Genomic DNA, 25,179 nt, shown 5'->3' on the forward strand with positions numbered 1-25,179 from the left:
CCTGTTTGTGGCTGCCTCCTTCTCCCCTTGTGGGAGAAGGTGGCGCGAAGCGCCGGATGAGGGGTTCTCTCTGCGAACTCGACGAAGTTTATCGCGCGGAGAACCCCTCATCCGTCTCGTCGCTTCGCGACGAGCCACCCTCTTCCGCAAGGGAAGACTGGAAGAAAGCTACGCCTTGTAATACGCGATCTGCGTGCTCGTCGCGAGCAGCCTGCCGTTCGGCGACCACAGCTCGGCGTTCTGGTCGGCGTAGCTCTTGTGCATGATCTTCGAGTCCGCCGTCGCCAGTACGCGCGTGATGTTTTCGCTGGCGAGCTCTTCACTGTCGGTGTGGAAATACGTCGTCAGTGACACCGTGCCGAACGGCACCAGTTCGCGCCGTGCGTGAAAGATGCGGCCGAAGAAAGCGTCCGACATCGACATCAGCGACAGCATGTCCAGCTTGCGCGGCTCACGATCGCTGATCCAGATCTTCGAATAGGTGCTGGCGGGTTCGGCATGCGGCGGGCCGATCCGCATCTCGCCCTCGACGAAGCGGAATTCATACTGGTTGGCCCAGGAGGCCGCGATCTTCGGGAACGGCAGCGTCGCTTCGAACGGCTTTGCGCCGGGATATTGCGCGACCCTGTGTTCCCAGGACGGCCGCCGCTCGGCGAATACGGCGGTGGCGAGCGTCGCGACTTCGCCGCCGCCCTGCGACAGTTCGACGCTCCAGTGCTGGCTGGAGCGGTTGCCCTTCACCAGCCGGACGTCGAGATCGAATGCGCCCTTGGCGATCGGCGCACAGTAATTGACGGTCAGCGCCAGCGGATCGCCGGCGCGTTCCGGATGGTCGATCAGCGCGCGCAAAATGGTCGCGGCGGTGGCGCCGCCGAACGGGCCGACAAAGGCCCAGTAATCGTCGCTGGTGTGCCCCTGCCAACTGCTGTCACCCGCGGTGATGCGCGTGGCGTCGTCGAAGGGGTGCGGGAGCTTGGCGTGCATTGTCGTCCTCGGCGTCACCGACGCCGCTTTGGGGATGATGAAGATCATATCATCATTCCTGGCGCCTGACGCAATAACGTCGCAGGTAACGCCGCTTCCACTCCGCGGAAAATCAGCCCGCGGCGTCGCGCAAATTCGGCAGCAGCGGCGTGCTCGGATTCACCGGTACGTTCCAGATCTCCTCGGCGTATTCGCGGATGGTGCGGTCGGACGAGAACCACGCCATGCGCGCGACGTTGAGAATGGAGGCGCGTGTCCAGGCCGGGGCCACCTGCCAACGCGCGTCAACCGCACGCTGCGCCTCGTAATAGGAATCGAAATCGGCGCTGACCATGTAATGGTCGAGATAGCGCAGCGCATGCGCGATGGATTCGAAGCGGCCGGGATCGCCTGGCGAGAACTCGCCGGCACCGATCGCGTTGATGGCGCGCTGCAGCTTCGGCGAATTGCGGATCACGTCGGAGGCATCCAGCCCCTGCTTGCGCCGGATCATCACGTCGCCGGCCTCCATGCCGAAGATCGCGATGTTCTCGACGCCGACCTGGTCGCGGATCTCGATATTGGCGCCGTCGAGCGTGCCGATGGTGATGGCGCCGTTGAGCGCCAGCTTCATGTTGCCGGTGCCGGAGGCTTCCATGCCGGCGGTCGAGATCTGTTCGGACAGGTCGGCCGCCGGAATGATCACTTCCGCGAGACTGACATTGTAGTCGGGAAGGAACACGACCTTGAGCTTGCCGCCGATCGAGGGATCGTTGTTGACGATTTCGGCGACGTCGTTGATCAGCTTGATGATCAGTTTTGCGTACTTGTAGCTCGCCGCCGCCTTGCCGGCGAAGATCTTCACCCGCGGCACCCAGTTGCCGTTGGGATCGTCCTTGATCGACTGATACAGTGCGACCGTCTCGATGATGTTGAGGAGCTGGCGCTTGTATTCGTGGATGCGCTTGATCTGCACGTCGAACAAAGCGGTCGGATCGACCTTGATCCCGAGCCGTTCGCCGATCAGGCGCGCCAGCGCCGTCTTGTTGTGAAGCTTGACGCTACGGAATTTCTTCTGGAACTCGACGTCGCTGGCGCGGGACTCGATCTGCGAGAGCTGCGTCGGATCGTCGAGCACGGCATCGCCGCAGACCTCGCGTAACAGGTCTGTGAGCCTCGGATTCGCCAGCATCAGCCAGCGGCGGAAGGTGATGCCGTTGGTCTTGTTGGTGATACGCCCGGGATAGAGATGATTGAGATCGTGGAACACGGTCTCGCGCATCAGGTCCGAATGCATCGCCGAGACGCCGTTGATGCGGTGCGAGCCGACGAAGGCGAGCTGGCCCATGCGGACGCGGCGTCCGCTCTTCTCGTCAATCAGCGAAACCGAGGCGCGGAAATCGATGTCGCCGGGCGCGCGCGCTTCGGCGAGCGCAAGGTGCTGGACGTTGATGCGGTAGATGATCTCGAGATGACGCGGCAACAGCCGCTCGAACAGCTCGACTGGCCAGGTCTCCAGCGCCTCGGGAAGCAGGGTGTGGTTGGTATAAGAGAGGGTGGCGACCGTGATCTTCCAGGCCTCGTCCCAGCGGAAATTGTGGAGATCGACGAGGATGCGCATCAGCTCGGTGACGGCGAGGCTCGGATGGGTGTCGTTGAGCTGCACCGCGACCTTGGACGACAGGCTGCGCAGCTGGCCGTCGGAGGCGAGGTGCCGCTTGACCAGATCCTGGAGCGAGGCCGAGACGAAGAAATATTCCTGGCGCAAGCGCAGCTCGCGTCCCGCCGGGCTCTCGTCGTTCGGATAGAGGAATTTGCAGATGGCTTCGGCGCGCGACTGCTCGGCGCTGGCGCTGACATAGTCGCCCATGTTGAAGGCGTCGAGCTTCAAGGGATCGGGCGAGCGCGCCGACCATAGCCGCAGCGCGTTGACGTGCTGGCCACGCCAGCCGACGATCGGCGTGTCATAGGCGATCGCCTGCACGGTCTCGGCCGGATGCCAGATCGCGCGGTCGCGGCCCTTGTCGTCGATATGCTCGACGCCGCCGCCGAAATTGACGTCGTAGATGACTTCCGGCCGCTGCAATTCCCAGGGGTTGCCGAAGCCGAGCCATTCGTCGGGATATTCCTGCTGCCAGCCCTGATTGATGATCTGCCGGAACAGGCCATAATCGTAGCGGATGCCGTAGCCGATCGCGGGGATCGACAGCGTCGCCATGCTCTCCATGAAGCAGGCGGCGAGACGGCCGAGGCCGCCATTGCCGAGCGCGGCATCCGGCTCGCATTTGCGCAACTCGGGCAGCGACACGCCGAGATCGCCGAGCGCGACCTCGAAGATCTTGAGCAGCCCCATATTGTTCAGCGCGTCGGTGAAGAGGCGGCCGATCAGGAATTCGAGCGAGAGATAATAGACGCGCTTGCGGCCGGCGTCGTAGCTGTGCTTCTCGACCGTGAGCCAGCGGTGCACGATCCGGTCGCGCAGCGCGAGCGCTGCGGCCTGGTACCAATCGTGCTTGGTCGCCATGCCCGCATCCTTGCCGATAGCAAGGCGCAGCTTCGCCAGGATCGTGCCCTTGATCTCAGCCAGCGCGAGTTCGTCGATGGGCTGGCCGGCCGCGGGCGAATTTGGCTGGAACGATTGATCTTGCAAGGCCGTCACTTCCTGGTCGACAGAAACACCACTGAACCTACGCGTCTTGCCCCTGCACCGGAACCATCGCTGGCGCGGCCATGCACAACTGCGCTGGCGCAAAATTATGCAAGGAACGGGCCGCTTTGGAAACCCGGAGCAGCACGGAGGAACGCCGATTTGGTGCTAGAATGAGCACAGATTCAGCCATCACTGTGGAGGAAACGCCCCATGAAACCGCTGCTGCGACTGCTGATCGAAATCACCACGGCTGCGCTGCTGGTCGTCTGTATCACCGCCTCCAGCGCCGCCTTTGCCGCCGGCAAGATGGGGCGCAGTGCCGACGGCCTCAGCTGCGCCGTCTCTCTCCCGCAAAATGCAACACCCGCGCAGCGCTGCGCCGCCATCAAGCGACAATGCGGCGGCAAGTTCTATGCGAGCGCGTGCGGGGACAAGCTGATGTCGGCAGTGAACTGAGGGAGTTGGCGCACCATGACTAATGTCATCCCGGCCGTGGCGGGACGACATTGTGGACTCTCCAGAACAAATTAAGAACACTTTAGCAAGTCTTTGATATATCATTGTGATTCGGCGCATTGCCGACACAACATCTAGGGTCTGACGTCAGTCGCGAGGACTACATGTCCACCATTGCCTTCGATCAATTTGCCCTCACCCGGATCGCCGATTTCGCGCGGTCGCTGTCGCGGCTGCATCAGGCGGCGCGACGCCATGCTGTCGATGACGACCAATTCGACCGCGAGTTCAACGCGGTGTGCCAGTCGATCTGGGGCTACACCATCGACGACATCAGCGACGATCTGTTCGCGCCCGAGGATCATCACTTTCTTGACACGCTGGACGAGGCGCATGCGCGAATCTTCGCGGCCGAGCAGGGTTATGACCTCGTTGGCGATCAGGGCATGCTGACCGACTGGTGGGGGTTCTGCTGGATGATCCTCGCCGAGAAGCGCGGTCTGCTGACGCCGGAGAACCGCGCCGCCGCGCGCGCGGCCATCGAGGAGAAATATCTGGCGGCGCCGAACGTGATTGGGGTGATTATCGGGCCGTGAGGCTCTCTTCTCCGGCATTGCGAGCGTAGCGAAGCAATCCAGAATCTTTCCGTGAAGGGATCCTGGATTGCTTCGTCGTAAGGGCTCCTCGCAATGACAGCTTGGCCCAGGGCCAGGGCCTTAATCCAGTTCCGCCCGCTTCGCCGGTTTCGCCTGTGGCTTCGGCGGCGTCACATCGGGCAGCCTCTCCCGCACGATCTCGGCGGGCGGCGCATCGGCCGCGACCGTTTCCGCCCGCACCGGCGCGACCTTCATTTCGCCGAGCCGGGTGCGGACCTGTGCGGTGAGGCCGGGATAGGAGGCCACAGGAGTGAATTCAGCGGTCTGCTCCTGGCCGAGGCGGACGCCGGTATAGGCGACGAGGCCGTCGGTGGTGGCGATGACGTCGCCGGCCTTCAGCGAGGAGTCGAGCGCCAGGTCGACAGGAGCGAGCCCGGCCGGCTCGCGGCCGTTGCAGGTGCAGTCGGCGCGCAGCGCCTTGCGATAGGCGAACGCGTTCTCGCTGTCGGCGTAGCGCTCGCCGGTCTGGCTATAAGCGCCGTCGATCGAAGAGCCGAAAAACACCTTGGTGGCGCTTGCAGGACAGAAGGCCTGACACATCTGTGCCGGCGAGGCGAGGCCGCGCATCAACGGAAAATATTTGCCGTCGCAGCTGCGCACGCAGAAGGCGGGTCCGGAGCCGCCGGCCGCTGCCGAGCGGGTCGGCGGCACATATTGCGGCTGAACGGCCGGGTTCTGCTGGCCGCTGAAGGGATCGGCGTAGGAATTCGCCTGCTGCGGCACGTCACGCTGCGGCCGCTGCTGCATTCCGCCGAAAAAGAAGTCGAACAGGCCTTCGGCCGAAACGGGGGCCGGAGCTGCGAGCAGCGTGCTTGCGAAAGTGGCGGCCACAAGCATCGCGCGACGCCGCCGGCGGGCATGGGACATGATCGTACGCAACGCTTACTCCACCCAACGCTACCGAACCGGCTGGGGCCCTCACGGGTCTCAGCACATGATTCACCATAAAGCCGGATGGTAAATGAGGCGTTGAGGATGGCTCGAATGCTGCGCAGCGCACCCGCAGCGAAAGGCTTTAATCCTTCAAAAATTCCGACGCCTTGTACAGCGAGCGGAACGGCAGACCCGCCGCGCCGAAGGTGTCGGTGGCGCCTTCCTCGCGGTCGACCATGGTCAGCACCAGCACGACTTCAGCGCCGGTCTCGCGCACGGATTCCACCGCCTTCATCGCCGAGCCGCCTGTCGTGGTGACGTCCTCGACGATCACGACGCGCTTGCCGGCCAGCGTCTCGCCCTTCGGCAGTCCCTCGATCGCGAGCCTGGCGCCATGCTCTTTCGGCTTCTTGCGCACGAAGAAGGCCGCGATCGGATGACCCTTGATCCAGGAGATCTGCGCCAGCGCGCCGGCCAGCGGCACCGCGCCCATTTCCAGCCCGCCGATGAAATCGAGATTGTCGTCCTTCAGCGCCTCGTAGGTCAGCTCGGCAAGCAGCGTCGCGCCCTCGGGGTCCAGCATGGTCGGCTTCAGGTTGAAGTAGAAATCACTCTTGCGGCCCGACGCCAGCGTCACCTCGCCTCGCCCGAAGGAGCGGCGGCGGATGATTTCGAACAGGCGGGCGCGGGAGGCAGATTTCGACACGGTGGTCCCTCAGGGGCGTTCTTGGGAGGTGGCGGAATTTATCCGCGACGGCCGCGACATTCCAGAGGGGGCGTCCCCCGTCAACAGGGATCGGCCATCCCGGTCGGGCGGTTGTGGGGCCGCAACTTTCCGGAGTAGGTGGATGCCCGCTACCTCGGGGAAGGAAACAGGAAATGACCATCGAGCTGTACACCTGGAACACACCGAACGGCCGCAAAATCTCGGTCGCGTTGGAGGAAATGGGCCTGCCCTACAAGGTGGTCCCGGTGAACATCACCAAGGGCGAGCAGATGGACCCTCGGTTCCTCGAGCTCTCCCCCAACAACAAGATTCCCGCGATCCTCGATCCCGAGGGCCCGGACGGCAAGCCCGTCAGCATCTTCGAATCCGGGGCCATCCTGCTTTATCTCGGCGAAAAGACAGGCAAATTCCTGCCGAAATCGCTTGGCGCGCGCATCCCCGTCTACGAATGGCTGATGTGGCAGATGGGCGGTTTCGGCCCGATCCCCGGCCAGGTGCATCATTTCATTGCGCTCGAAAACGAGCAGGACCGCGCCTACGGCCTGAAGCGCTTCATGGCCGAGACCCGCCGGCTCTACGGCGTGCTGGACCGCCGCCTCGAGGGCCGCGACTTCGTCGCCGGCGATCTCTCGGTCGCCGATTTCGCCATCCTGGGCTGGGCCTGGCGCCATCCCCGCCACAAGGTCGATCTGGCCGACTTCCCCAACGTCAAGCGCTGGTACGACGCCCTGATGGCCCGCCCGGCGGTGAGAAGGGGCATGGAGGCGAAGCTGGATTGAGGTGACGGTGTCGTCGCCCGGCTTGACCGGGCGACCCAGTACGCCGCGGCGGCTCGATTCAGCCGCGCTGTCTCGGAGTACTGGATGCCCCGCTTTCGCGGAGCATGACAGTGTGCCCCTTCACACCTTCCGCGCTTCCACGGCCATCCGCACGGCAAGACCGGCCAGCACTGTGCCCATCAGCCAGCGTTGCACCAGCATCCAGCTTGGCCGGTTCGCGAGAAACAGGGCGATCGAGCCGGCGGCGAGCGCGATCATCGCGTTGACGCTGACGCTGATCGCGATCTGGATGGCGCCCAGCGCGACCGACTGGGTCAGCACGCTGCCGGCGGTGGGGTCGATGAACTGGGGCAGCAGCGCCAGATACAGCATCGCAATCTTCGGATTGAGCAGGTTGGTGACGAACCCCATCGTGAACAATTTCCGCGGGCTGTCGATCGCGAGCTGCTTCACCTGAAACGGCGAGCGCCCACCCGGCTTCATCGCCTGCCAGGCCAGCCACAGCATGTAGCCGGCGCCGGCAAAGCGCAGCGCGTCATATGCAAAGGGAATGGCGAGCAGCAGCGCGGTGATGCCGAATGCCGCGCATAGCATGTAGAACACGAAGCCGAGCGCGACGCCGCCGAGCGAGACGATCCCCGCCGCCGGCCCCTGCGTGATCGAGCGCGAGATCAGATAGATCATGTTGGGCCCGGGCGTGAGCACGAGGCCGAGACAGACGAGGGCGAAGCCGAGTAGGGCGGAGGTGTGGGGCATGGATGAACCGGTGCGGGAGACGCGTCGATTCTAATATGCGCGGCGCTGAGGGGCCATCACGCAATTGCACGGAGGACAATTGAGTAGACGTTATCTCACCTCAGTGTCGTCCCGGCGTTCGCCGCCGCCTGATCGAGTGCAGGCGGAGGCAAGAGCAGCCTCAATGCGCCTCGTCCCAGTTCGTGGCCGCGCGGACGTCGACGTGCAGCGGCACCGACAGCAGTACGGCCGGGAACGGCGCGTCCTGCATGACGTGCTGCACGACGGGAAGCGTCTTTTCGACCTCCGCGTCCGGGACCTCGAAGATCAATTCGTCATGCACCTGGAGCAGCATCTGTGCCGAAAGCTTCTTCTCGGCCAGCGCGTCCTCGACCCGCGTCATGGCGCGGCGGATAATGTCGGCTGCGGTACCTTGAAGTCGCGCGTTGATCGCCGCGCGCTCGTTGAAGGCGCGCACCGAGGCGTTGGAGGCCTTGATGTCGGGATAGTGGCACTTGCGGCCGAACAGCGTGGTGACGTAGCCGTGCTGTCGGCAGAAATCGCGCGTCTCGTCCATATAGGCGCGGATGCCGGGGAAGCGCTCGAAATACTTCTTGATGTAGGCCGACGCCTCTTCACGGGCGATGCCGAGCTGGTTGGCGAGGCCGAACGCTGAGATGCCGTAGATGATGCCGAAATTGATCGCCTTGGCGCGGCGGCGGATCTCGCTCGGCATGCCCTTGATCGCCACGCCGAACATTTCCGATGCCGTCATCGCGTGAATATCGAGACCGTCGCGGAACGCCTGCTTCAGCACCGGAATGTCGGCGATCTCGGCCAGCAGCCGCAGCTCGATCTGCGAATAGTCGGCCGAGACGAGCTTGTGCCCCGGCGTTGCGATGAAGGCGCGTCGGATTTTTCGGCCGTCATCGGTACGGACAGGAATGTTCTGCAGGTTCGGCTCGTTCGAGGACAGGCGGCCCGTCGTGGTTGCGGCCAGCGCGTAAGTGGTGTGCACGCGGTGGGTCTGCGGATTGACATAGGTCGGCAGCGCGTCCGTGTAGGTCGATTTCAGTTTCGAGACCTGGCGCCATTCCAGGATTTTCCGCGGAAAATCGTGGCCCTGCTCGGCGAGCTCGTCGAGCACCTGCGCGGTGGTTGACCACGCGCCTGTCTTGGTCTTGGTGCCGCCAGGCAACCCCATCTTGCCGAAGAGGATGTCGCCGATCTGCTTCGGGCTGCCGACGTTGACCGGCTCGCCGGCGATCTCCTGGATCTCGGCCTCGACGCGCGCCGCCGTCTGGGCGAAGTCGCCTGATAGCCGCGACAGCACCTGGCGGTCGATCGAGATGCCACGACGCTCCATGCGCGCGAGCACCGCGACCAACGGCCGCTCCAGCGTCTCGTAGACGGTGTTCATGTGCTCGGCGACGAGGCGCGGCTTCAGCACGCGCCAGACCCGCAAGGCGATGTCGGCGCCTTCGGCGGACAGCGGCGCGGCCTTGTCGATCGGCACCTGGTCGAAGGTGATCTTGCCCTTGCCGCTGCCGAGCAGCTCGCTCTCCTTCAGCATGGCATGGCCGAACCAGCGCTCGGACAATGATTCCAGCGCATGCGAGCCGCGGCCGGCATCGAGCACGTAGGAGATCAGCTGCGCATCGTCTGTGTTGCGCAACGTGATGCCGTGCTGCGCCAGCATCACGGCGGTGAACTTGACGTCGAAGCCGATCTTGAGAATGCCCGATGATTCCAGCACCGGCCGCAGCGCATGAAGCGCGTCTTCGTGCCTGACCTGATCGGGCGCGAGGCCCGCGTCGAACAAGCCGCCGTCGCCGCCGGATTGCTTGTGCGCCAGCGGCACATAACAGGCCTCGTTCGGGCCCAGCGCCAGCGCGATGCCGCAGAGATCGGCCTGCATCGGATCAATCGAGTTTCCGCGCAGTTCGACCGCGACATGGCCGGTGTCATGGATCCGTGCGATGAAGGCGTTGAGCTCTTTCAGCGTCTTGATGGCTTGATACTTGCCTCGGTCGACCGGCAGCTTGCGCAGCGCCTCCTCGCGCGCCGCGGCAAGTGAGACCGGCGCACCCTTCGGGCTCGCGGCCTTGTCCTCCTTGCCCGCCGATTTGTTGGGCTCGCCCGGCCGGGCTTGCGTCGGGCTACCGGATCCCGGTGCTGGCACGACGTCCGAAGGCGGCAGCGGCGTGAATACGCTCGCGCCTTTCGCGTAGCCGGGATCGGCATCCACATTGGCCGGATCGATCTGCGAATATTCGGCGACGCGCCGTGTCAGCGTTGTGAACTCCATCGCCTTCAGGAAGGCAATCAGCTTGCGCGGATCGGGCTCGTGGACGGCCAGATCGTCCAGCGGCACCTCCAGTTCGACCTTGTCGTCGAGCAGTACCAGCTGCCGCGAGATCCGCGCCTTCTCGGCGTTCTCGATCAGCGCCTCGCGGCGCTTGGGCTGCTTGATCTCGGTCGCGCGGAAGAGGAGCTGCTCGAGATCGCCATATTCGACGATCAGTTGGGCAGCGGTCTTGATGCCGATGCCGGGGACGCCCGGCACGTTGTCGGTGGAATCGCCGGCGAGTGCCTGCACCTCGACCACTTTCTCCGGCGGCACGCCGAATTTCTCGATCACCTCCGGGATGCCGATACGACGATCCTTCATGGTGTCGTACATGGTGACGCAATCGGTGACGAGCTGCATCAGGTCCTTGTCGGAGGACACGATGGTCGCGCTGGCGCCGCGCTCGCAGGCCTGCCGCACATAGGTCGCGATGAGATCGTCGGCCTCGAAGCCGACTTGCTCCAGGCAGGGCAGATCGAAGGCGCGCACTGCCTCACGGATCAAAGCGAATTGCGGGATCAGATCGTCAGGCGCCGGCGGCCGGTGCGCCTTGTAGTCTGGATAGATCTTGTTGCGGAAGGTGATTTCCGACTTGTCGAAGATGATGGCCAGATGCGTCGGCCGGTTGTCCTCGGGCATATCGCGCAGCAGCTTCCACAACATGTTGCAGAAGCCGAGCACGGCATTGACCTGCAAGCCGTCGGACTTGCGGTTCAGCGGCGGCAGCGCGTGATAGGCGCGGAAAATGTAGGAGGAACCGTCGACCAGGAAGACGTGGTCGCCCTTGCCGGCCGCTTTGGCGGCAACCGGTCTGGCAGCAGCTTTGGCAGCAGTGGCCTTGGTCTCGGCGGGCTTTGGCGCAGCAGCCTTGGTGTCAGCTTTGGCGGTGGTCTTCGGGGATGTTTTGGGCATGGCCGCAATGTATGAACTTTTGCGACCTTTGACAGCCTTGGGAGGCGGATTTTTGGGCTGGTAGCGCGGCTATCCCCCGCTGTCATTCCCCGCGAAAGCGGAGGAATCCAGTACGCCGCGGCTTCTCGGTTCAATCGCTGGCGCCTCGGCGTACTGGGTCGCCCGGTCTAGCCGGGCGACGACACCGAGAACTCTGCTACTCCGCCGCCTGCAAGGCCGGCCCGGTCTTCCTCGGCGCGATCCAGAATGCATCTGGCCGCTCGAACAGGAAGTGTGCATTGAGCCGCAGCGCGGCGTGCCAGATGGCGAGCGATCCGAGTACGCCAACGATGGTGACGATCAGGGAAACCATGCCGATGTCGGGAATGATGCCCGTCTGCAGCAGCACTGTCCGGGTCGTCGCCATCGGCAGGAAGAAGGCCAGATAGATCACGATCGAATTCTCGCCGCAGAAGCGCAGGCCATTGAGCCAATGCGCGCGCGCGAGCAACGTGCCGGTCGTGATGATCGCGCAGGCGCCGGCGAAGCCGAGCAGCAGTGACACGATCTTCCACTCGCTTGCGCCTGATGCAACGAGGCCGGCATCGACCAGCGCCCAGGTCGCTAGCGCGGCGAGTGCAAGCGCGGGATGGTTTCGCGCGCGATCCGACAGTGCGAATACGTAGGGCGCGAACAAATAGCCCGAGTAGAAATAGACGAAGCGTGCGCAGAACTCGTCGATCACGGTCCAGCCGGTCGCGATGCGCGCGGTATCCAGCGCGGCGGCGGCGAACCAGATCGCGAGCGGCGGGAATCGGCGTGTCAGTTTTGTGACGACAAAGAAGATCGGCAGCAGGTAGATGAACCAGAGCGTGCCGAACGGCTCGATGAAGGATTCGAGATACAGCAGGCCCACGTCACGCCAGCCGATTTCAGCGGCAAAGGCGGGGGCCTTGAAGCCGAACTGGATTGTCACCCAGACGACATAAAAATAGGCGAAATGCACCACCTTGCGGTCGAGATAGGTTCGCCAGTCGCGATCGATCACCAAAGGCAGGAACAGGCCCGAAATCAGGAAGAAGTCAGGCATCCGGAACGGTTTTGCGAAGGCCACCACGACATGCATAAAACCGGTTTTTCCGGCCGCGAGCTCGACCCCCAGCACCGAATGCATCATCACGACCATGATGATGCAGATGCCCTTGGCATAATCGACCCAGTCGACACGCGCGGCCGCGGAGGCTTTGGGAAGCCCGCTGTCCGCTGCTGATGTGCCTGATCGTGCCATGTGTCCCTTTTCGAGGCGGGTTCCGCCCGATCCTGTACGGGCGTGGCGCAGTGTGGCGCCCAGTGGTTTCCGACTTCTTTACCGGTACAAATCGCGTGCCGGTTTCCGGGCGCGGGCTCTTCCTTCCCGACGGGAAAATGCTAAACCGCCCCGAGTTGGGGCTTCGTTAACCAAGCCAAACAGGGATTTTCATGCGAATCGCGATGATCGGAACGGGCTATGTCGGACTGGTGTCCGGAGCCTGCTTTGCGGATTTCGGTCACGACGTCACCTGCGTCGACAAGGACGAGAAGAAGATCGCTGCGCTCCATCGCGGCGAGATTCCGATCTACGAGCCGGGCCTCGACGAGCTGGTCGCCACCAACGTCAAGGCGAAGCGGCTCGACTTCACCACCGATGTCTCCAAGCCGGTCGCTGACGCCGACGCGGTGTTCATCGCCGTCGGCACGCCCTCGCGCCGCGGCGACGGCCATGCCGATCTCTCCTATGTCTACGCCGCCGCGAAGGAGATCGCGCAGTCGCTGACCGGCTTCACCGTCGTGGTGACGAAGTCGACCGTGCCTGTCGGCACCGGCGACGAGGTCGAGCGCATCATCCGCGAGACCAACCCCAAGGCGGACGTCGTCGTCGCCTCGAATCCCGAGTTCCTGCGCGAGGGCGCCGCGATCCGCGATTTCAAGTTCCCCGACCGCGTCGTGGTCGGCACCTCCGACGAGCGCGGCCGCAAGGTGATGGGCGACATCTACCGCCCGCTGTCGCTGAACCAGGCGCCGCTGATGTTCACCGCGCGCCGCACCGCCGAGATGATCAAATACGCCGCCAACGCCTTCCTCGCGACCAAGATCACCTTCATCAACGAGATCGCCGACCTGTCGGAAAAGGTCGGTGCCAACGTTCAGGAGGTCGCGCGCGGCATTGGCCTGGACAACCGCATCGGCACCAAGTTCCTGCACGCCGGTCCGGGCTTCGGCGGCTCCTGCTTCCCGAAGGACACCAAGGCGCTGATCAAGATCGCGCAGGACTACGACGTGAATCTGCGCATCGTCGAATCCGTGCTGGCGGTCAACGAGAACCGCAAGCGCGCGATGGCGCGGAAAGTGAGCCAGGCGCTCGGCGGCTCCTTGCGCGGCAAGACCATCGCCGTGCTCGGCCTCACCTTCAAGCCCGACACCGACGACATGCGCGATGCGCCCTCGATTCCGCTGGTGACGGGCTTGCTCGACATGGGCGCCAAGGTGAAGGCGTTCGATCCCGTCGGCATGGAGCAGGCCAAGGGCGAGTTGCCCAACATCACCTATTGCGAAGATGCCTATTCCTGCGCGCAAGGCGCCGATGCGCTGGTCATCGTGACCGAATGGGTCCAGTTCCGCGCGCTCGATCTCGACCGGCTGAAGACCACCATGGCGCAGCCCATCATCGTCGACCTGCGCAACATCTACCGCCCCGAAGACATGGCTGCCGCCGGCTTCACCTATGAGAGCGTGGGGCGGTCGCCCCAAGCCTGATCCACCACCGCACGTAATTCCGTCATGGCCGGGCTTGCCGTCTTCGCTTAGGCTTCGCCGGCCCGATTCTGTAGCCCGGCGATGCGTTCGCGGAGCCGGCTCCCCGCCATCCACGTCTGTTTTCTAGTCGAAGACGTGGATGCCCGGCACAAGGCTGGGCATGACGAGTGGATAGACCTTGCCCCGTAGCTTCGACACGCCCCTCCCGATCGATGCCGTGCTCGACGACCTCTCGCGCACGCTGGAGGCGCACAATGCGGCCGTGCTGGTCGCCCCTCCGGGCGCCGGCAAGACCACACGCGTGCCGCTGGCGCTGCTCGATGCGCCCTGGGCCAAGGGCAAGAAGATCATCGTGCTCGAGCCGCGCCGTATCGCCGCGCGCGCCAGCGCCGATCGCATGGCCAAGTCGCTTGGCGAGCGCACGGGGGAGACCGTCGGTTATCGTGTCCGGTTCGGTTCGAAGATCTCGCGCGCCACGCGCATCGAGGTGGTGACCGAGGGGATCTTCACCCGCCAGATCCTCGACGATCCCGAGCTCTCCGGCGTTGCGGCAATCTTGTTCGACGAATTCCACGAGCGCTCGCTCGATGCCGACATGGGCCTCGCGCTGGCGCGGGATGCGCAAACCGGTCTGCGCGAGGGCCTACGAATCCTGGTGATGTCGGCCACGCTCGACGGTGCGCGCGTGGCCAAGCTGCTGGGCGATGCTCCCGTCGTCGAAAGCGCGGGCCGCGCCTTTCCGGTCGAGACGCGCTATCTGGGCCGCAAGGCGGATGCGCCGATCGAGCGGCAGATGGCGGATGCGATTGCCTCGGCCCTGCGCGCCGACAGCGGCTCGGTGCTCGCCTTCCTGCCGGGGGCGGCCGAAATCCGCCGCACTCAGAATTTCCTCAGCGAGCGCGTGCAGGACGCCAGCACCGAAATTGTGCCGCTGTTCGGCGCGCTCGATGCCGCCGTGCAGGACCGCGCCATCTCGCCTGCGCCAAAGGGCATGCGCAAGGTGGTGCTGGCGACCTCGATCGCCGAGACCTCGCTGACGATCGAAGGCGTGCGTATCGTCGTCGATTCGGGGCTCGCCCGCGTGCCGCGCTATGAGCCCGACATCGGCCTGACGCGGCTCGAAACCGTGCGTGCGTCGCGTGCTGCAGTCGATCAGCGCCGCGGCCGCGCCGGCCGCACCGAGCCAGGCGTCTGCTACCGGCTCTGGGACGAGCCGCAGACCGCCTCGCTGGCGCTCTATACGCAACCCGAAATCCTGAGTGCCGACCTGTCCTCGCTGGTGCTCGACCTCGCGCAATGGGGCATTGCCGATCCCTCCGCGTTGTCCTTCCTCGATCCACCGCCGCAGCCGGCCTGGAAGGAGGCCAAGAGCTTGCTCTCCGAGCTTAATGCGCTCGATGGCGATGGCCGCATTACGGCGGAAGGCAAGAGCCTGCGCGCGCTGGCGCTGCCGCCGCGGCTGGCCCGCATGATCGTGGATTCGCATCGTGCAGGCTGCGGCGAAGAGGCGGCCGAGATCGCCGCCATCATCACCGAGCGCGGGCTCGGCGGCGACAGCGTCGATCTCGAGCACCGGCGTGACCAGTTCCGCCGCGACCGCTCGCCGCGGGCGGCGAGTGCGCGCGATCTCGCGCGACGCTGGGCCTCGCAGGTCGCAGCGTCCGAGAAGCCGGGACCGCAGGAGGATCTCTCCACCGGCCTGATGCTGGCCTATGCCTTCCCGGACCGCGTCGCCCGCAACCGCGGCAACGGTAGTTTCGTGCTCGCCAACGGCCGGGGCGCCGCGGTGGAGCAGAGCTCTTCGCTCGCGCGAGCGCCTTACATCGCGATCGGCGAGATGACCGGCACGGCTGCGAGCGGCCGCATCCTGCTCGCGGCGCAAATCGCCGAGGACGATATCGAGCGGCATTTCGCCGAGCATATCGAGAGCGCCGACGAGATCTCGTTCGACCGCGGCGCGATGGCACTGCGCGCCCGCCGCAAGCGCATGCTGCACGCGATCACGCTGTCCGACGCGACGCTTCCTGTATCGCCATCGGAGGATACTGCGCGCATCTTCGCAGATGGTCTCATCGCCGCCGGCCTCGACCGGCTGCCATGGTCGAAGGCCGCAAAACAATGGCGCGATCGCGTGATGTTCTTGCGCAAGGCCGAGGGCGAGAGCTGGCCCGATCTCTCCGATAGCGAGCTGATCGCGCGGCGTGACGATTGGCTGGTGCCTGTTCTCTACGACAAGATCGCGCTGAAGGACATTTCCGCGGGCGACCTCTCCGATGCGTTGATGGCGCTGTTGCCGTGGGAGATGCGCGCGCGGCTCGACCGCGAGGCGCCGACCCATTTCGAGGCGCCCACGGGAAGCGTGCTCGCGATCGACTACGAGGCCGAGCAGGGACCGACTATCGCGGTGCGGCTGCAGGAACTGTTCGGCCTCAACACCCATCCCTCGATCGCCGCCGGCAAGGTGCCGCTAGTGCTCGAATTGCTGTCGCCGGCGCAACGCCCCGTGCAGGTGACGCGCGATCTCCCCGGCTTCTGGCGCGGCAGCTATGCGGCGGTCCGTTCCGACCTGCGCGGCCGCTATCCGCGCCATCCCTGGCCGGATGATCCGGCCGGCGCGATGCCGACCCGGCGCGCAAAGCCGCGCGGCACCTGAAGCCATTAACCGTCCGCTCATCCTTTTCGTCAAAATAGCGCCGGCTCCGCCGGGCGTTCGCTCGCGGGCGGGCGTGCCGCGTGGTGAAATCGAGCTCTCCGGCTCGGAAGTGGTGTGATGCGTAACATTATGATCTTCGCGGCCATCATGATCGGCCTCGGCACCTTCATGGCGCAGATGGCGGACAGGGTGAGCTCCGCGTCCGCCACCTCAGTGCCACGCACGACCGTTGCGGTCGCGGCGACCGCGCCAGCTGGCGGCCGCAGCCTCAACATCCCCCGCGACATTCGCGGCCACTTCCAGGCCGAAGGCCGCATCGACGGTCAGCGCATCGGCTTCATGGTCGACACCGGCGCCTCCGCTGTGGCGCTGAACGAGACCTCGGCCGCGCGCTTCGGCCTACGTCCCTCGCGCAGCGAATACAACGCCACGGTCACCACCGCGAACGGCACCATCAAGGCCGCGCGCACCCGCATCGCGATGCTTGATGTCGGCGGCCTCATCGTGCGCGACGTCGATGCCATGGTGCTCCCCGACGCGGCGCTGTCGGAGAACCTGCTGGGCCTCTCCTTCCTGTCGCGTCTCAGGCGTTTTGAATACGCCAACGGCCAGATGGTGCTGGAGCAGTAGGGTCGGGCAGTAGCGCCCGGATAGTTTGGTCTTGCGCTGACCATCCGCGGGCCCCGCTTTTCGTTGCCAAACTGCCGCAATTGTCAGCCATAAGCCTTTATTCCTGCCTTCCGCTGCGGCCCGGCATTCGCTAAGGCTGCACCAATTCAAGCCCCTTTCACGAGACCGTCTCCATGTTTCCCAAGCCGAAATCCGTGCTTTTGCCCAACACCTACGCCTTCGAATCCGAACCGATGGTGAAGCCGACCGGTTTTCGCGAATACGACGCGCGCTGGCTGTTCCAGAAGGAAATCAACCTGATGGGGATCCAGGCGCTCGGCATGGGGTTGGGCGCGCTGATCGCCGAGCTCGGCGTCAAGCCGGAGATCGTCACAGGCCATGATTTCCGCGGCTATTCGGCCTCAATCAAATATGCGCTGATCTCCGGCCTGATGGCCGCGGGCTGCAAGGTGCACGACATCGGGCTTGCGGTGACGCCAATGGCGTATTTCGCGCAGTTCGACCTCGACGTGCCCGCGGTCGCCATGGTGACCGCCTCGCATAACGACAATGGCTGGACCGGCGTGAAGATGGGCGCCAACCGTCCGTTGACCTTCGGCCCCGACGAAATGACGCGGTTGAAGGAAATCGTGCTCAACGCCGCGTTCAAGAACAAGGCGGGCGGCTCCTACCAGTTCCACGAGAATTATCCGGCGCGCTACATCGCCGATCTCACCAATCGTCCGAAGCTCAAACGCAAGCTCAAGGTCGTTGCGGCTTGCGGCAACGGCACTGCCGGCGCGTTCGCGCCGCAGGTGCTGGAGGCGATCGGCTGCGAGGTGATCCCGCTCGACACCGAGCTCGACCACACCTTCCCGAAATACAATCCGAACCCCGAAGACATGGAGATGCTGCACGCGATCCGCGATGCGGTGCTGCATCACAAGGCCGATGTCGGCCTCGGCTTCGATGGTGACGGCGATCGCTGCGGCGTCGTCGACAACACCGGCGAGGAGATCTTTGCCGACAAGGTCGGCGTGATGCTGGCGCGCGACATGTCGGCGATCCACAAGGACGCGCAGTTCATCGTCGATGTGAAGTCGACCGGCCTGTTCATCACCGATCCGGTGCTGCAGAAGCAGGGCGCCAAAACCGCCTATTGGAAGACCGGCCATTCCTACATGAAGCGCCGCACCAACGAGACGGGCGCGCTCGCGGGATTCGAGAAGTCCGGCCACTTCTTCTTCAACAAGCCCTACGGCCGTGGCTATGACGACGGCCTGGTTTCGGCGATCGCGATCTGCGACATGCTCGACCGCGCGCCCGGCAAGTCGATGGCGGACCTGAAGAACGCGCTGCCAAAGACCTGGTCATCGCCCACGATGTCACCGCACTGCGCCGACGAGGTGAAGTACAGCGTCATCGACAAGGTCGTGAAGCACTTCGAAAGCCTGCAGGCCAAGGGCGCCAAGATCGGCGGGCAATCGATCCGCGATCTCGTCACGGTGAACGGCGTGCGCGTCACTGTCGAGGACGGCAGCTGGGGGCTGGTGCGTGCCTCCTCCAACAAGCCCGAACTGGTGGTCGTGGTCGAGAGCCCCGTCTCCGAGCAGCGCATGCACGACATGTTCGAGATGGTGAACAGCGTGCTGCGCACCCATCCCGAAGTCGGCGAGTACAATCAGAAGATTTGAGGTGAGGGAGGCGTGATGCAGGCCTCTCACACCGCTGTCATGCTCCGGCTTCACCGGGGCATCCAGTACGCTGCGGCTTCTCCGTATCCCCGCACTGTCTCTGGAAGACCGGATCGTCCGGTCTTCGCCGGGCGATGACAGCATCTGTATGGTGCGCCTTACGCCGCCACCACGGCAGGGATCGGCAGCGTCGTCACCGACTTGATCTTCTCCATCGCGAAGCGCGAGGTGACGTTCTTCAGCGGCACGGCGGCGATCAGCTTCTTGTAGAAGACGTCGTAGGCCTGCATGTCCGCGACCACGACGCGCAGCATGTAATCGACGTCGCCGGCCATGCGATAGAACTCCATCACCTCGGGCATCGCGCTGACCGCCTCGGCGAATCTCTTGAGCCAGGCGTCGGAATGATCGGAGCTCTCCACCGACACGAACACGGAGATACCCAGCCCGATCTTGTTCTGATCGACCAGCGCGACCCGTTTCAGGATCACGCCGTCCGCCTCCAGGCGCTGGATGCGCTTCCAGCATGGGGTCGAGGACAGGCCAACACGGTCGCCGATTTCGGCTACCGACAGGGAGGCATCCTCCTGGAGTACCATCAGGATCTTGCGGTCGATGGCATCGAGGCGGCGGCTGGTCTCAGGGATCTGGACGGCGGCATCGGTCATTTGAAGAACTTTGTTCCAATATGATGGCTGATTTCCGTCATATAGAGGAAAATCTTCTATCGCAAGCCCATAATCTCAGCGCGCCCCTGCAAAGGCTCTAACGGCGATCACATAAAAACTGTTCAACTTCAATGCGTTGGGGCGCGGCGGTGCCGCCGCCATGCCGGGTGCATTTCAGAGCTGCGGCGGCCGCGGCGAATCGCAGCGCGTCCGGCACCCCGGCGCCCTCGGCGAGCCGAAGCGTGAAAGCGCCGTGGAAGACGTCGCCGGCCCCGAGCGTATCGACCGCCTCGACCGGAAAGGCCGGCGTCTCCTCCAGCGTGCCCGTCTCGTTCAGCCAGATCGTGCCGCGTGGGCCGCGGGTGGCGGCGAGGAAGGCTGGCGTCAGCTTGGCCAAGCGCTTCAAGGCTTCGGCGTCGCCGGCGACGCCGGCGGTTTCCTGCGCCTGCTCGCTGGCGAACAGCAGATGCGAGGCGGCCTTCAGCAGGACGTCGGTCAGCGCCATCGCCCGGTCGACACCGACGATCACGGGAATGCCGCGCCGGTGCGCCTCGGTGCAAATATCGTTGCAAAAGGCGCCGCAGCGGCTCTCGACCAGGACGGCCTGGCAATCCGCGAGGAGTTCGGCTGCATCTGCTAGCTTCACGGTCCACAGCGCGGGATCGCGATAGATCGTCAGCGTTCGTTCGCCTGATGCGTCGATGATGATCGCGGAGACGGGTGTCGCCGCGCGCGGTATGCGCACGATATGTGCGGTGTCGATGCCCTCAGTCGCCATCTGGTCGAGAATGAAGTCGCTCGACGTTTCCCGCGCGTCGCCCATCGGTCCGGCAAACGCGACGCGCCCGCCGAGCCGCGCGATGGCGATCGCAGCATTGAGCGCGTTGCCACCGCAGATCTCGGTCATATGCGTCGCATTTGCCTTGCTGCCGCGCGCCGGCACGACCTCCACACGAAAGGTGAGGTCGCGCACGGGCATGCCCACGCAGAGGATGCGCGGCGCGATCTCGGATGGCGCCATCGCCGGTCAGCTCTTGTCGTGCACCCAGCGGCCGAGCAGGTGATGGGCGATGGCAAACGGATGCGGGCCGGCGAGCCCGTCCGGGTGCGTCCGCTTCAGCATCAGGGCCGCTTCCTCGCGCGAGAACCAGCGCGCATCTTCCAGCTCCATGCGATCAACGACGATGTCCTCGCTCACCGCCCGCGCGCTGCAGCCGATCATCAGGGATGACGGATACGGCCAGGGCTGCGTCATGTAGTACTGCACGTCGGTGCAGCGAATGCCCGACTCTTCGAAGATCTCGCGGCGAACCGCGTCTTCGATGGTTTCGGCGGCCTCGACGAAGCCGGCGAGGCAGGAATACATGCCCGGCGGAAACTGCTTCTGTCGGCCGAGCAGGCATTTTTCGCCTGATGCCACGAGCATGATCACGACCGGATCGGTGCGCGGAAAATGCTCGGCCTTGCAGGCGGGGCAGTCGCGTTTCCAGCCACCTTCCTTCATCGCGGTACGCGTGCCGCAATTGGCGCAATAGCCGTGGCGCTGATGCCAGCTGACCATCGACTTCGCCATTGCGATCGCCGAGAGCTCGTCAGGCGGGATCGCACCCTGCATCGCCATGCCGCGCAGTTCAGTGACGGTGTAGTCCTCGCGGCCGAGCAGCTTCTCGGCGGCGGCCTGGGCGAGACCCATGCCGAATATCGCCGCGCCATCGCGCAGGCCGAGGAAGATCGTGCCGGGATTGGCGCCGCATTTCAGCGCTTCGTCGATCGAGAGCAGCGCGCGCACCTTGTCGCTCTCGCGCTTCACCACGAGCGAGTCGCGGTAGACGACGTAGGCACGCGACGAGGATTTCTGCTCCATCGCGAAGAGTTTTTCGTCGTCGCGGCGCAGATGCGCGGCGCGATCGAGGATGTTGGTAACGAAGGCTGGTTGCCCCAGCGGAAACGCGTCGAATGCTGACATTTCTTGTTCTTTCAACCCAACCAGATTTTTCGGCGAAGCGCGCTGATGAAATTCTGAACCTCTGCGGCATCATGGGCCAGCGGCGGCATCACGCCCCAGACCGGCCGCGGCCAGGCGGCATCGCTGGTGCGGCGCGCGATGATGTGGACGTGAAGCTGCGGCACGAGGTTGCCGAGCGCTGCGACATTGAGCTTGTCGCATTTGGTGATCTCCTTCAGCGCGCGCGAGACGCGGGAGATCTCCGTCATCAATTGCGCCTGCTGCACTTCGTCGAGATCGATGATCTCGACTGCATCCACCCGCGGCACCAGCAGCAGCCAGGGATAGTGCGCGTCCTTGATGACCAGCACCTTCGACAGCGGCAGATCGCCGATGTCGATGGTGTCCTCTTTCAGGCGGGAGTGCAGCGACCAGGTGGGTTCGGACATGGATGCTTCCGGATGGCCCGATGGGAGCGGGCGTGTTCGGCTCCGACCATACGATACCGATTCCCTGAGGGGAAGGATCGTGCCCCGCTGTCACCGCATACACGGTCGTCGTACCGGACAAGCGCGCCTCGAGCGCGCGCGGAATTGTTTCCGAATCGCTTCGAGATGTCGAGCAATGCCATGTCGGCCGATCGCGCCGCCGCTCGACGTCAGCTCCAGCAACACGCGCTAGACGATTGCTTCGGTCATGTCAGGCCTCCGTTGACGTGCCAGACCTGCCCGGTGACGTAGGATGCTTTTGCAGATGCCAGGAAGGCGACGACCGCGGCGACCTCCTCCGGCCGTCCTCGGCGGCGCATCGGGATCAGCGCCTCTGTCGCCGCGATCTGATCCGGCGATAGCCGGCTCTCGCTGGGCTTGTCCTTGACGATGAGGCCAGGCGAAACCGCGTTGACGGTTATGCCGTCCTTCGCGAGCTCCATGGCGGTGAGTCTCACCAGTGCTTCCAGCGCGGAGCGGCTTGCCGCGGTTGCCGCGAACGGCGCGAATTCGGGCCGGATCGCATGCGCCACGAAGGACGACACCGCCACGATGCGCCGGTCTTGTCCGGCACGCAGCAACGGAAGTGCAGCCTCGACCATGCGCGTGAAGGCCAGCGCGGATTCGTCCATCGCCTGGCGGAACTGATTCGCCGGCATGCCGATGGCGCTGCCGCGGCGGGCGTGGCCGCCGACCAGGATCAATCCGTCGAGGCGGCTGAACGCGACTTGCGCGGCGGCGATGGCATTGATGACGGCTGCTTCCTCTGCGAGATCGCCGAGGCACTTTGCAACGACCGCACCCTTCGCTTCGGCCTCAGCCGCGGTGGCATCGAGACCTTCCGCGTTCGCGCGCGTGTGCAACAGAAGCGCGATGCCGGGTGCGGCAAGTAGCTTTGCGGTGGCGCGGCCGATTCCGCTGGCGGCGCCGGTGACGAGATAGACGCGGGTGATGTCTGACATCAGGATGCTGTGATAGCCGGCGGCAGGGCGCCGGTGCGGTGGAAATGGCTGAGGAAGGTGCGCCTCGCCGACTCCTGCGGATTACGCTCGGATGGAGTTCCGGCGGCCGTTCTTAGCAAGGTGGTCCGACCAGCGAAAGCGTAAGCCTATCGGCTGGGCAGGTCAGGAAATGCCCGGATGCTGGGCAAACTCAACCTGTTCAAGCCGATACCCGCTTGCTTTCCGCGTCCTTTGGCCCCAAATAGGGACCGGGAGATTGGCGGTGGACGAGCCACTCGCCAACCGGGTCAGGTCCGGAAGGAAGCAGCCCTAACGAGGTCCGGATCGGGTCGCTCGTCAGTCTCCTACCTGTTTTTTCGAGCGAACCAGCGCCGGCGGGCCTCCCGCCAGCGCGCTCCTTTCCGCAAAAGCCGGCCGAGAGAGATTTCATTGCGGATCGACCGATGACCGACGCTGGCGCCCCTCAAAATCCCGACAGCGCCGGCCCCGCCGGCAACGCACCCTACCGGGTGCTGGCGCGCAAATACCGCCCCTCAAGCTTCGACGATCTGATCGGCCAGGAGGCCGTGGTCCGCACCGTCTCCAATGCGTTCGAGACCGGGCGGATTCCGCAGGCCTGGATCCTCACCGGCGTCCGCGGCGTGGGCAAGACCACCACCGCGCGCATTCTGGCCCGCGCGCTCAACTACGAGATGCCGGACGGCTCGGTGAAGGGCCCGACTATCCACATGCCGACGCTGGGCGTGCACTGCCAGGCGATCATGGAAAGCCGGCACATGGACGTGCTGGAGATGGACGCGGCCTCGCATACCGGCGTCGACGACGTCCGCCAGATCAATGACAGCGTGCGCTATGCGCCGGCCAGCGCCCGCTACAAGGTCTACATCATCGACGAAGTCCACATGCTGTCGACGGCGGCGTTCAACGCCTTCCTGAAGACGCTGGAGGAGCCGCCGGAGCACGCCAAATTCGTGTTCGCGACGACCGAGATCCGCAAGGTTCCGGTCACCGTGCTGTCGCGCTGCCAGCGTTTCGATCTGCGCCGCGTCGAGGCCGATGTGCTGATGAAGCACCTTGCCAACATCGCGGCCAAGGAAAACGTCGAGATCGAGCCGGAAGCGCTCGGCATCATCGCGCGCGCCGCGGAAGGCTCGGTGCGCGATTCGCTGTCGCTACTCGATCAGGCGATCGCGCATGCGGCGGGGCAGGTGAAGGCCGATGCAGTCAGGCAGATGCTGGGCCTCGCCGACCGCACCCGCGTCATCGACCTGTTCGAGTCGCTGGCGCGCGGCGATATCGCCGCGGCCTTCAAGGAATTCCGCGATCAATACGACGTCGGCGCCGATCCCATCGTTGTGCTCTCGGACCTTGCCGAGTTCGTCAATTTCGTCACCCGCGTGAAGATCGTGCCTGCTACGGCCGACAACGTCGCCTATGGCGAGACCGAGCGTGTGCGCGCCAAGGAATTTGCCGCGAAGATCTCGATGCGGGTGCTCTCGCGGATGTGGCAGATGCTGCTCAAGGGCATCACCGAGGTCCAGGGTGCGACGCGCCCCGCCGCGGCCGCCGAGATGGTGCTGGTGCGCATCGCCTATGTCGCCGACCTGCCGGCGCCTGACGAAGCGATCCGGATGCTGGAACAGAACGGCGGTGGCTCGCCGGTCGTGAGCGGAGGCGGTGCGGCACGCAGTAACGCGCCGTCTGCGCCGATGGCCTCAGCTGCATCCGTTACGTCAGCTGCGCCAGTTCGCATGCCGACGTCATCGCCCTCAGCGTTCGGCGGTGCCGCGCGGCCGCAAATGGCGGCGCCCGCGCCGGATCCGCAAGGTGCGGCTCCCCAGCTGCGCATCACGAGCTTCACCCAGCTCGTCGCGCTTGCCAGTCAGAAGCGCGACGTCATGACCAAGGCCGCGCTGGAAGGCGACATGCGCCTCGTCCGTTTTGAGGAGGGCCGGCTCGAAATCGCGCTCGAGCCGAACGCCTCGAAGGCCATGGTCACCGAGCTTGCGCGGAAATTCGAGACGTGGACCGGCCGGCGCTGGACCATCATCGTATCCAACGAGCAGGGCCAGCCGACGCTGCGCTCGGTAAACCAGGCGGCGAAGCAGGAACATGCGCGCACGGCAGAGGCCGACCCGCGCGTGCAGGAGGTGCTGTCGCGCTTCCCCGGTGCAAAGGTCGTCGAGGTCCGCAAGCTTGCCCCCGAGACGCCGGAATCCAATATTAACGCGGACTATGGCAGCGACGATCCGATCGACGGTTCCGACGACGATCTCTGAGCCACTCT

At 64.8% G+C, this 25,179-nt stretch carries 20 protein-coding genes, 1 other RNA gene and 1 pseudogene; 9 read left to right on the forward strand and 13 right to left on the reverse strand.

Annotation, left to right across the window (positions count from 1 at the left end):
• Positions 1-168: 168 nt before the first annotated feature.
• Positions 169-984 carry an acyl-CoA thioesterase gene (locus X265_RS04305; protein ID WP_128969137.1) on the reverse strand — a complete coding sequence of 272 codons (816 nt, stop codon included), beginning with the start codon at positions 982-984 and terminating at the stop codon, positions 169-171.
• A 112-nt stretch (positions 985-1,096) separates the two neighbouring features.
• Positions 1,097-3,613, reverse strand: coding sequence for a glycogen/starch/alpha-glucan phosphorylase (locus X265_RS04310; RefSeq protein WP_164938419.1), 2,517 nt, complete (start codon positions 3,611-3,613; stop codon positions 1,097-1,099).
• 210 nt (positions 3,614-3,823) lie between these two features.
• Between X265_RS04310 and X265_RS04315 the strand changes: the two genes are divergently transcribed.
• Both X265_RS04315 and X265_RS04320 read left to right on the forward strand, forming a co-directional pair.
• Positions 3,824-4,069 carry a hypothetical protein gene (locus tag X265_RS04315; protein WP_128963779.1) on the forward strand — a complete coding sequence of 82 codons (246 nt, stop codon included), beginning with the start codon at positions 3,824-3,826 and terminating at the stop codon, positions 4,067-4,069.
• Positions 4,070-4,233: 164 nt separating this feature from the next.
• Complete coding sequence (locus X265_RS04320) at positions 4,234-4,665, forward strand: hypothetical protein (RefSeq protein ID WP_128963780.1); 432 nt, start codon at positions 4,234-4,236, stop codon at positions 4,663-4,665.
• 120 nt (positions 4,666-4,785) lie between these two features.
• Here X265_RS04320 and X265_RS04325 read toward each other — a convergent pair whose 3' ends face one another.
• Together X265_RS04325 and pyrE are read right to left on the reverse strand one after the other, a co-directional pair.
• Complete coding sequence (locus X265_RS04325) at positions 4,786-5,562, reverse strand: DUF2865 domain-containing protein (protein WP_188637433.1); 777 nt, start codon at positions 5,560-5,562, stop codon at positions 4,786-4,788.
• 178 nt (positions 5,563-5,740) lie between these two features.
• Positions 5,741-6,304: an orotate phosphoribosyltransferase gene (gene pyrE / locus X265_RS04330; protein WP_128963781.1), complete on the reverse strand. Its 564-nt coding sequence runs from the start codon at positions 6,302-6,304 to the stop codon at positions 5,741-5,743.
• A 173-nt stretch (positions 6,305-6,477) separates the two neighbouring features.
• On the opposite strand from pyrE, the gene X265_RS04335 reads away from it, so the two are divergent.
• Complete coding sequence (locus X265_RS04335) at positions 6,478-7,104, forward strand: glutathione S-transferase family protein (RefSeq protein WP_128963782.1); 627 nt, start codon at positions 6,478-6,480, stop codon at positions 7,102-7,104.
• 120 nt (positions 7,105-7,224) lie between these two features.
• On the opposite strand, the gene X265_RS04340 is transcribed toward X265_RS04335, so the two are convergent.
• From X265_RS04340 to X265_RS04350, 3 genes are all read right to left on the reverse strand, one after another.
• The gene (locus X265_RS04340; RefSeq protein ID WP_128963783.1) at positions 7,225-7,860 is read right to left on the reverse strand and encodes a LysE family translocator; all 636 of its coding nucleotides are present in this window, start codon (positions 7,858-7,860) and stop codon (positions 7,225-7,227) included.
• A 160-nt stretch (positions 7,861-8,020) separates the two neighbouring features.
• On the reverse strand, positions 8,021-11,101 hold the full coding sequence (polA, locus tag X265_RS04345) for a DNA polymerase I (protein WP_128963784.1): 3,081 nt from the start codon (positions 11,099-11,101) through the stop codon (positions 8,021-8,023).
• 196 nt (positions 11,102-11,297) lie between these two features.
• Complete coding sequence (locus X265_RS04350; RefSeq protein WP_128963785.1) at positions 11,298-12,368, reverse strand: acyltransferase family protein; 1,071 nt, start codon at positions 12,366-12,368, stop codon at positions 11,298-11,300.
• A gap of 191 nt (positions 12,369-12,559) precedes the next feature.
• On the opposite strand from X265_RS04350, the gene X265_RS04355 reads away from it, so the two are divergent.
• The 4 genes from X265_RS04355 to X265_RS04370 all read left to right on the forward strand — a co-directional run bounded on the left by X265_RS04355 (position 12,560) and on the right by X265_RS04370 (position 18,829).
• Positions 12,560-13,873: a UDP-glucose dehydrogenase family protein gene (locus X265_RS04355; RefSeq protein ID WP_128963786.1), complete on the forward strand. Its 1,314-nt coding sequence runs from the start codon at positions 12,560-12,562 to the stop codon at positions 13,871-13,873.
• 178 nt (positions 13,874-14,051) lie between these two features.
• Complete coding sequence (gene hrpB, locus X265_RS04360; RefSeq protein WP_164938420.1) at positions 14,052-16,526, forward strand: ATP-dependent helicase HrpB; 2,475 nt, start codon at positions 14,052-14,054, stop codon at positions 16,524-16,526.
• Between the two features lie 117 nt (positions 16,527-16,643).
• Positions 16,644-17,156, forward strand: a complete 513-nt coding sequence (locus tag X265_RS04365) for a TIGR02281 family clan AA aspartic protease (RefSeq protein ID WP_188637448.1) — start codon at positions 16,644-16,646, stop codon at positions 17,154-17,156.
• Positions 17,157-17,329: 173 nt separating this feature from the next.
• The gene (locus X265_RS04370; protein WP_128963788.1) at positions 17,330-18,829 is read left to right on the forward strand and encodes a phosphomannomutase/phosphoglucomutase; all 1,500 of its coding nucleotides are present in this window, start codon (positions 17,330-17,332) and stop codon (positions 18,827-18,829) included.
• A gap of 158 nt (positions 18,830-18,987) precedes the next feature.
• On the opposite strand, the gene X265_RS04375 is transcribed toward X265_RS04370, so the two are convergent.
• The 6 genes and pseudogenes from X265_RS04375 to X265_RS41200 form a co-directional block, all read right to left on the reverse strand.
• A complete protein-coding gene (locus tag X265_RS04375) occupies positions 18,988-19,497 on the reverse strand; it encodes an Lrp/AsnC family transcriptional regulator (protein WP_128963789.1) in 510 nt (169 codons plus the stop codon).
• 97 nt (positions 19,498-19,594) lie between these two features.
• Complete coding sequence (locus tag X265_RS04380; RefSeq protein ID WP_128963790.1) at positions 19,595-20,518, reverse strand: sugar kinase; 924 nt, start codon at positions 20,516-20,518, stop codon at positions 19,595-19,597.
• Positions 20,519-20,524: 6 nt separating this feature from the next.
• Positions 20,525-21,463 (reverse strand): NAD(+) diphosphatase, encoded by a 939-nt coding sequence (gene nudC, locus X265_RS04385; protein ID WP_128963791.1) that lies wholly within the window; start codon positions 21,461-21,463, stop codon positions 20,525-20,527.
• 11 nt (positions 21,464-21,474) lie between these two features.
• Complete coding sequence (locus X265_RS04390) at positions 21,475-21,891, reverse strand: HIT family protein (RefSeq protein ID WP_128963792.1); 417 nt, start codon at positions 21,889-21,891, stop codon at positions 21,475-21,477.
• 245 nt (positions 21,892-22,136) lie between these two features.
• Positions 22,137-22,892: an SDR family NAD(P)-dependent oxidoreductase gene (locus X265_RS04395; protein ID WP_128963793.1), complete on the reverse strand. Its 756-nt coding sequence runs from the start codon at positions 22,890-22,892 to the stop codon at positions 22,137-22,139.
• A pseudogene (locus tag X265_RS41200) lies at positions 22,892-22,975 on the reverse strand (amino acid ABC transporter ATP-binding protein); the annotation flags it as partial. The pseudogene X265_RS41200 and the gene X265_RS04395, both read right to left, overlap by 1 nt.
• A 168-nt stretch (positions 22,976-23,143) precedes the next feature.
• On the opposite strand from X265_RS41200, the gene ffs reads away from it, so the two are divergent.
• Both ffs and X265_RS04410 read left to right on the forward strand, forming a co-directional pair.
• Positions 23,144-23,240: signal recognition particle sRNA small type (ffs, locus tag X265_RS04405), an RNA gene on the forward strand.
• Positions 23,241-23,335: 95 nt separating this feature from the next.
• Entirely contained in the window at positions 23,336-25,171 is a 1,836-nt protein-coding gene (locus tag X265_RS04410) for a DNA polymerase III subunit gamma/tau (protein ID WP_128963794.1), read from the forward strand.
• The last annotated feature ends 8 nt before the right edge of the window (positions 25,172-25,179 follow it).

Source organism: Bradyrhizobium guangdongense (genome assembly GCF_004114975.1).
Lineage (GTDB): Bacteria > Pseudomonadota > Alphaproteobacteria > Rhizobiales > Xanthobacteraceae > Bradyrhizobium > Bradyrhizobium guangdongense.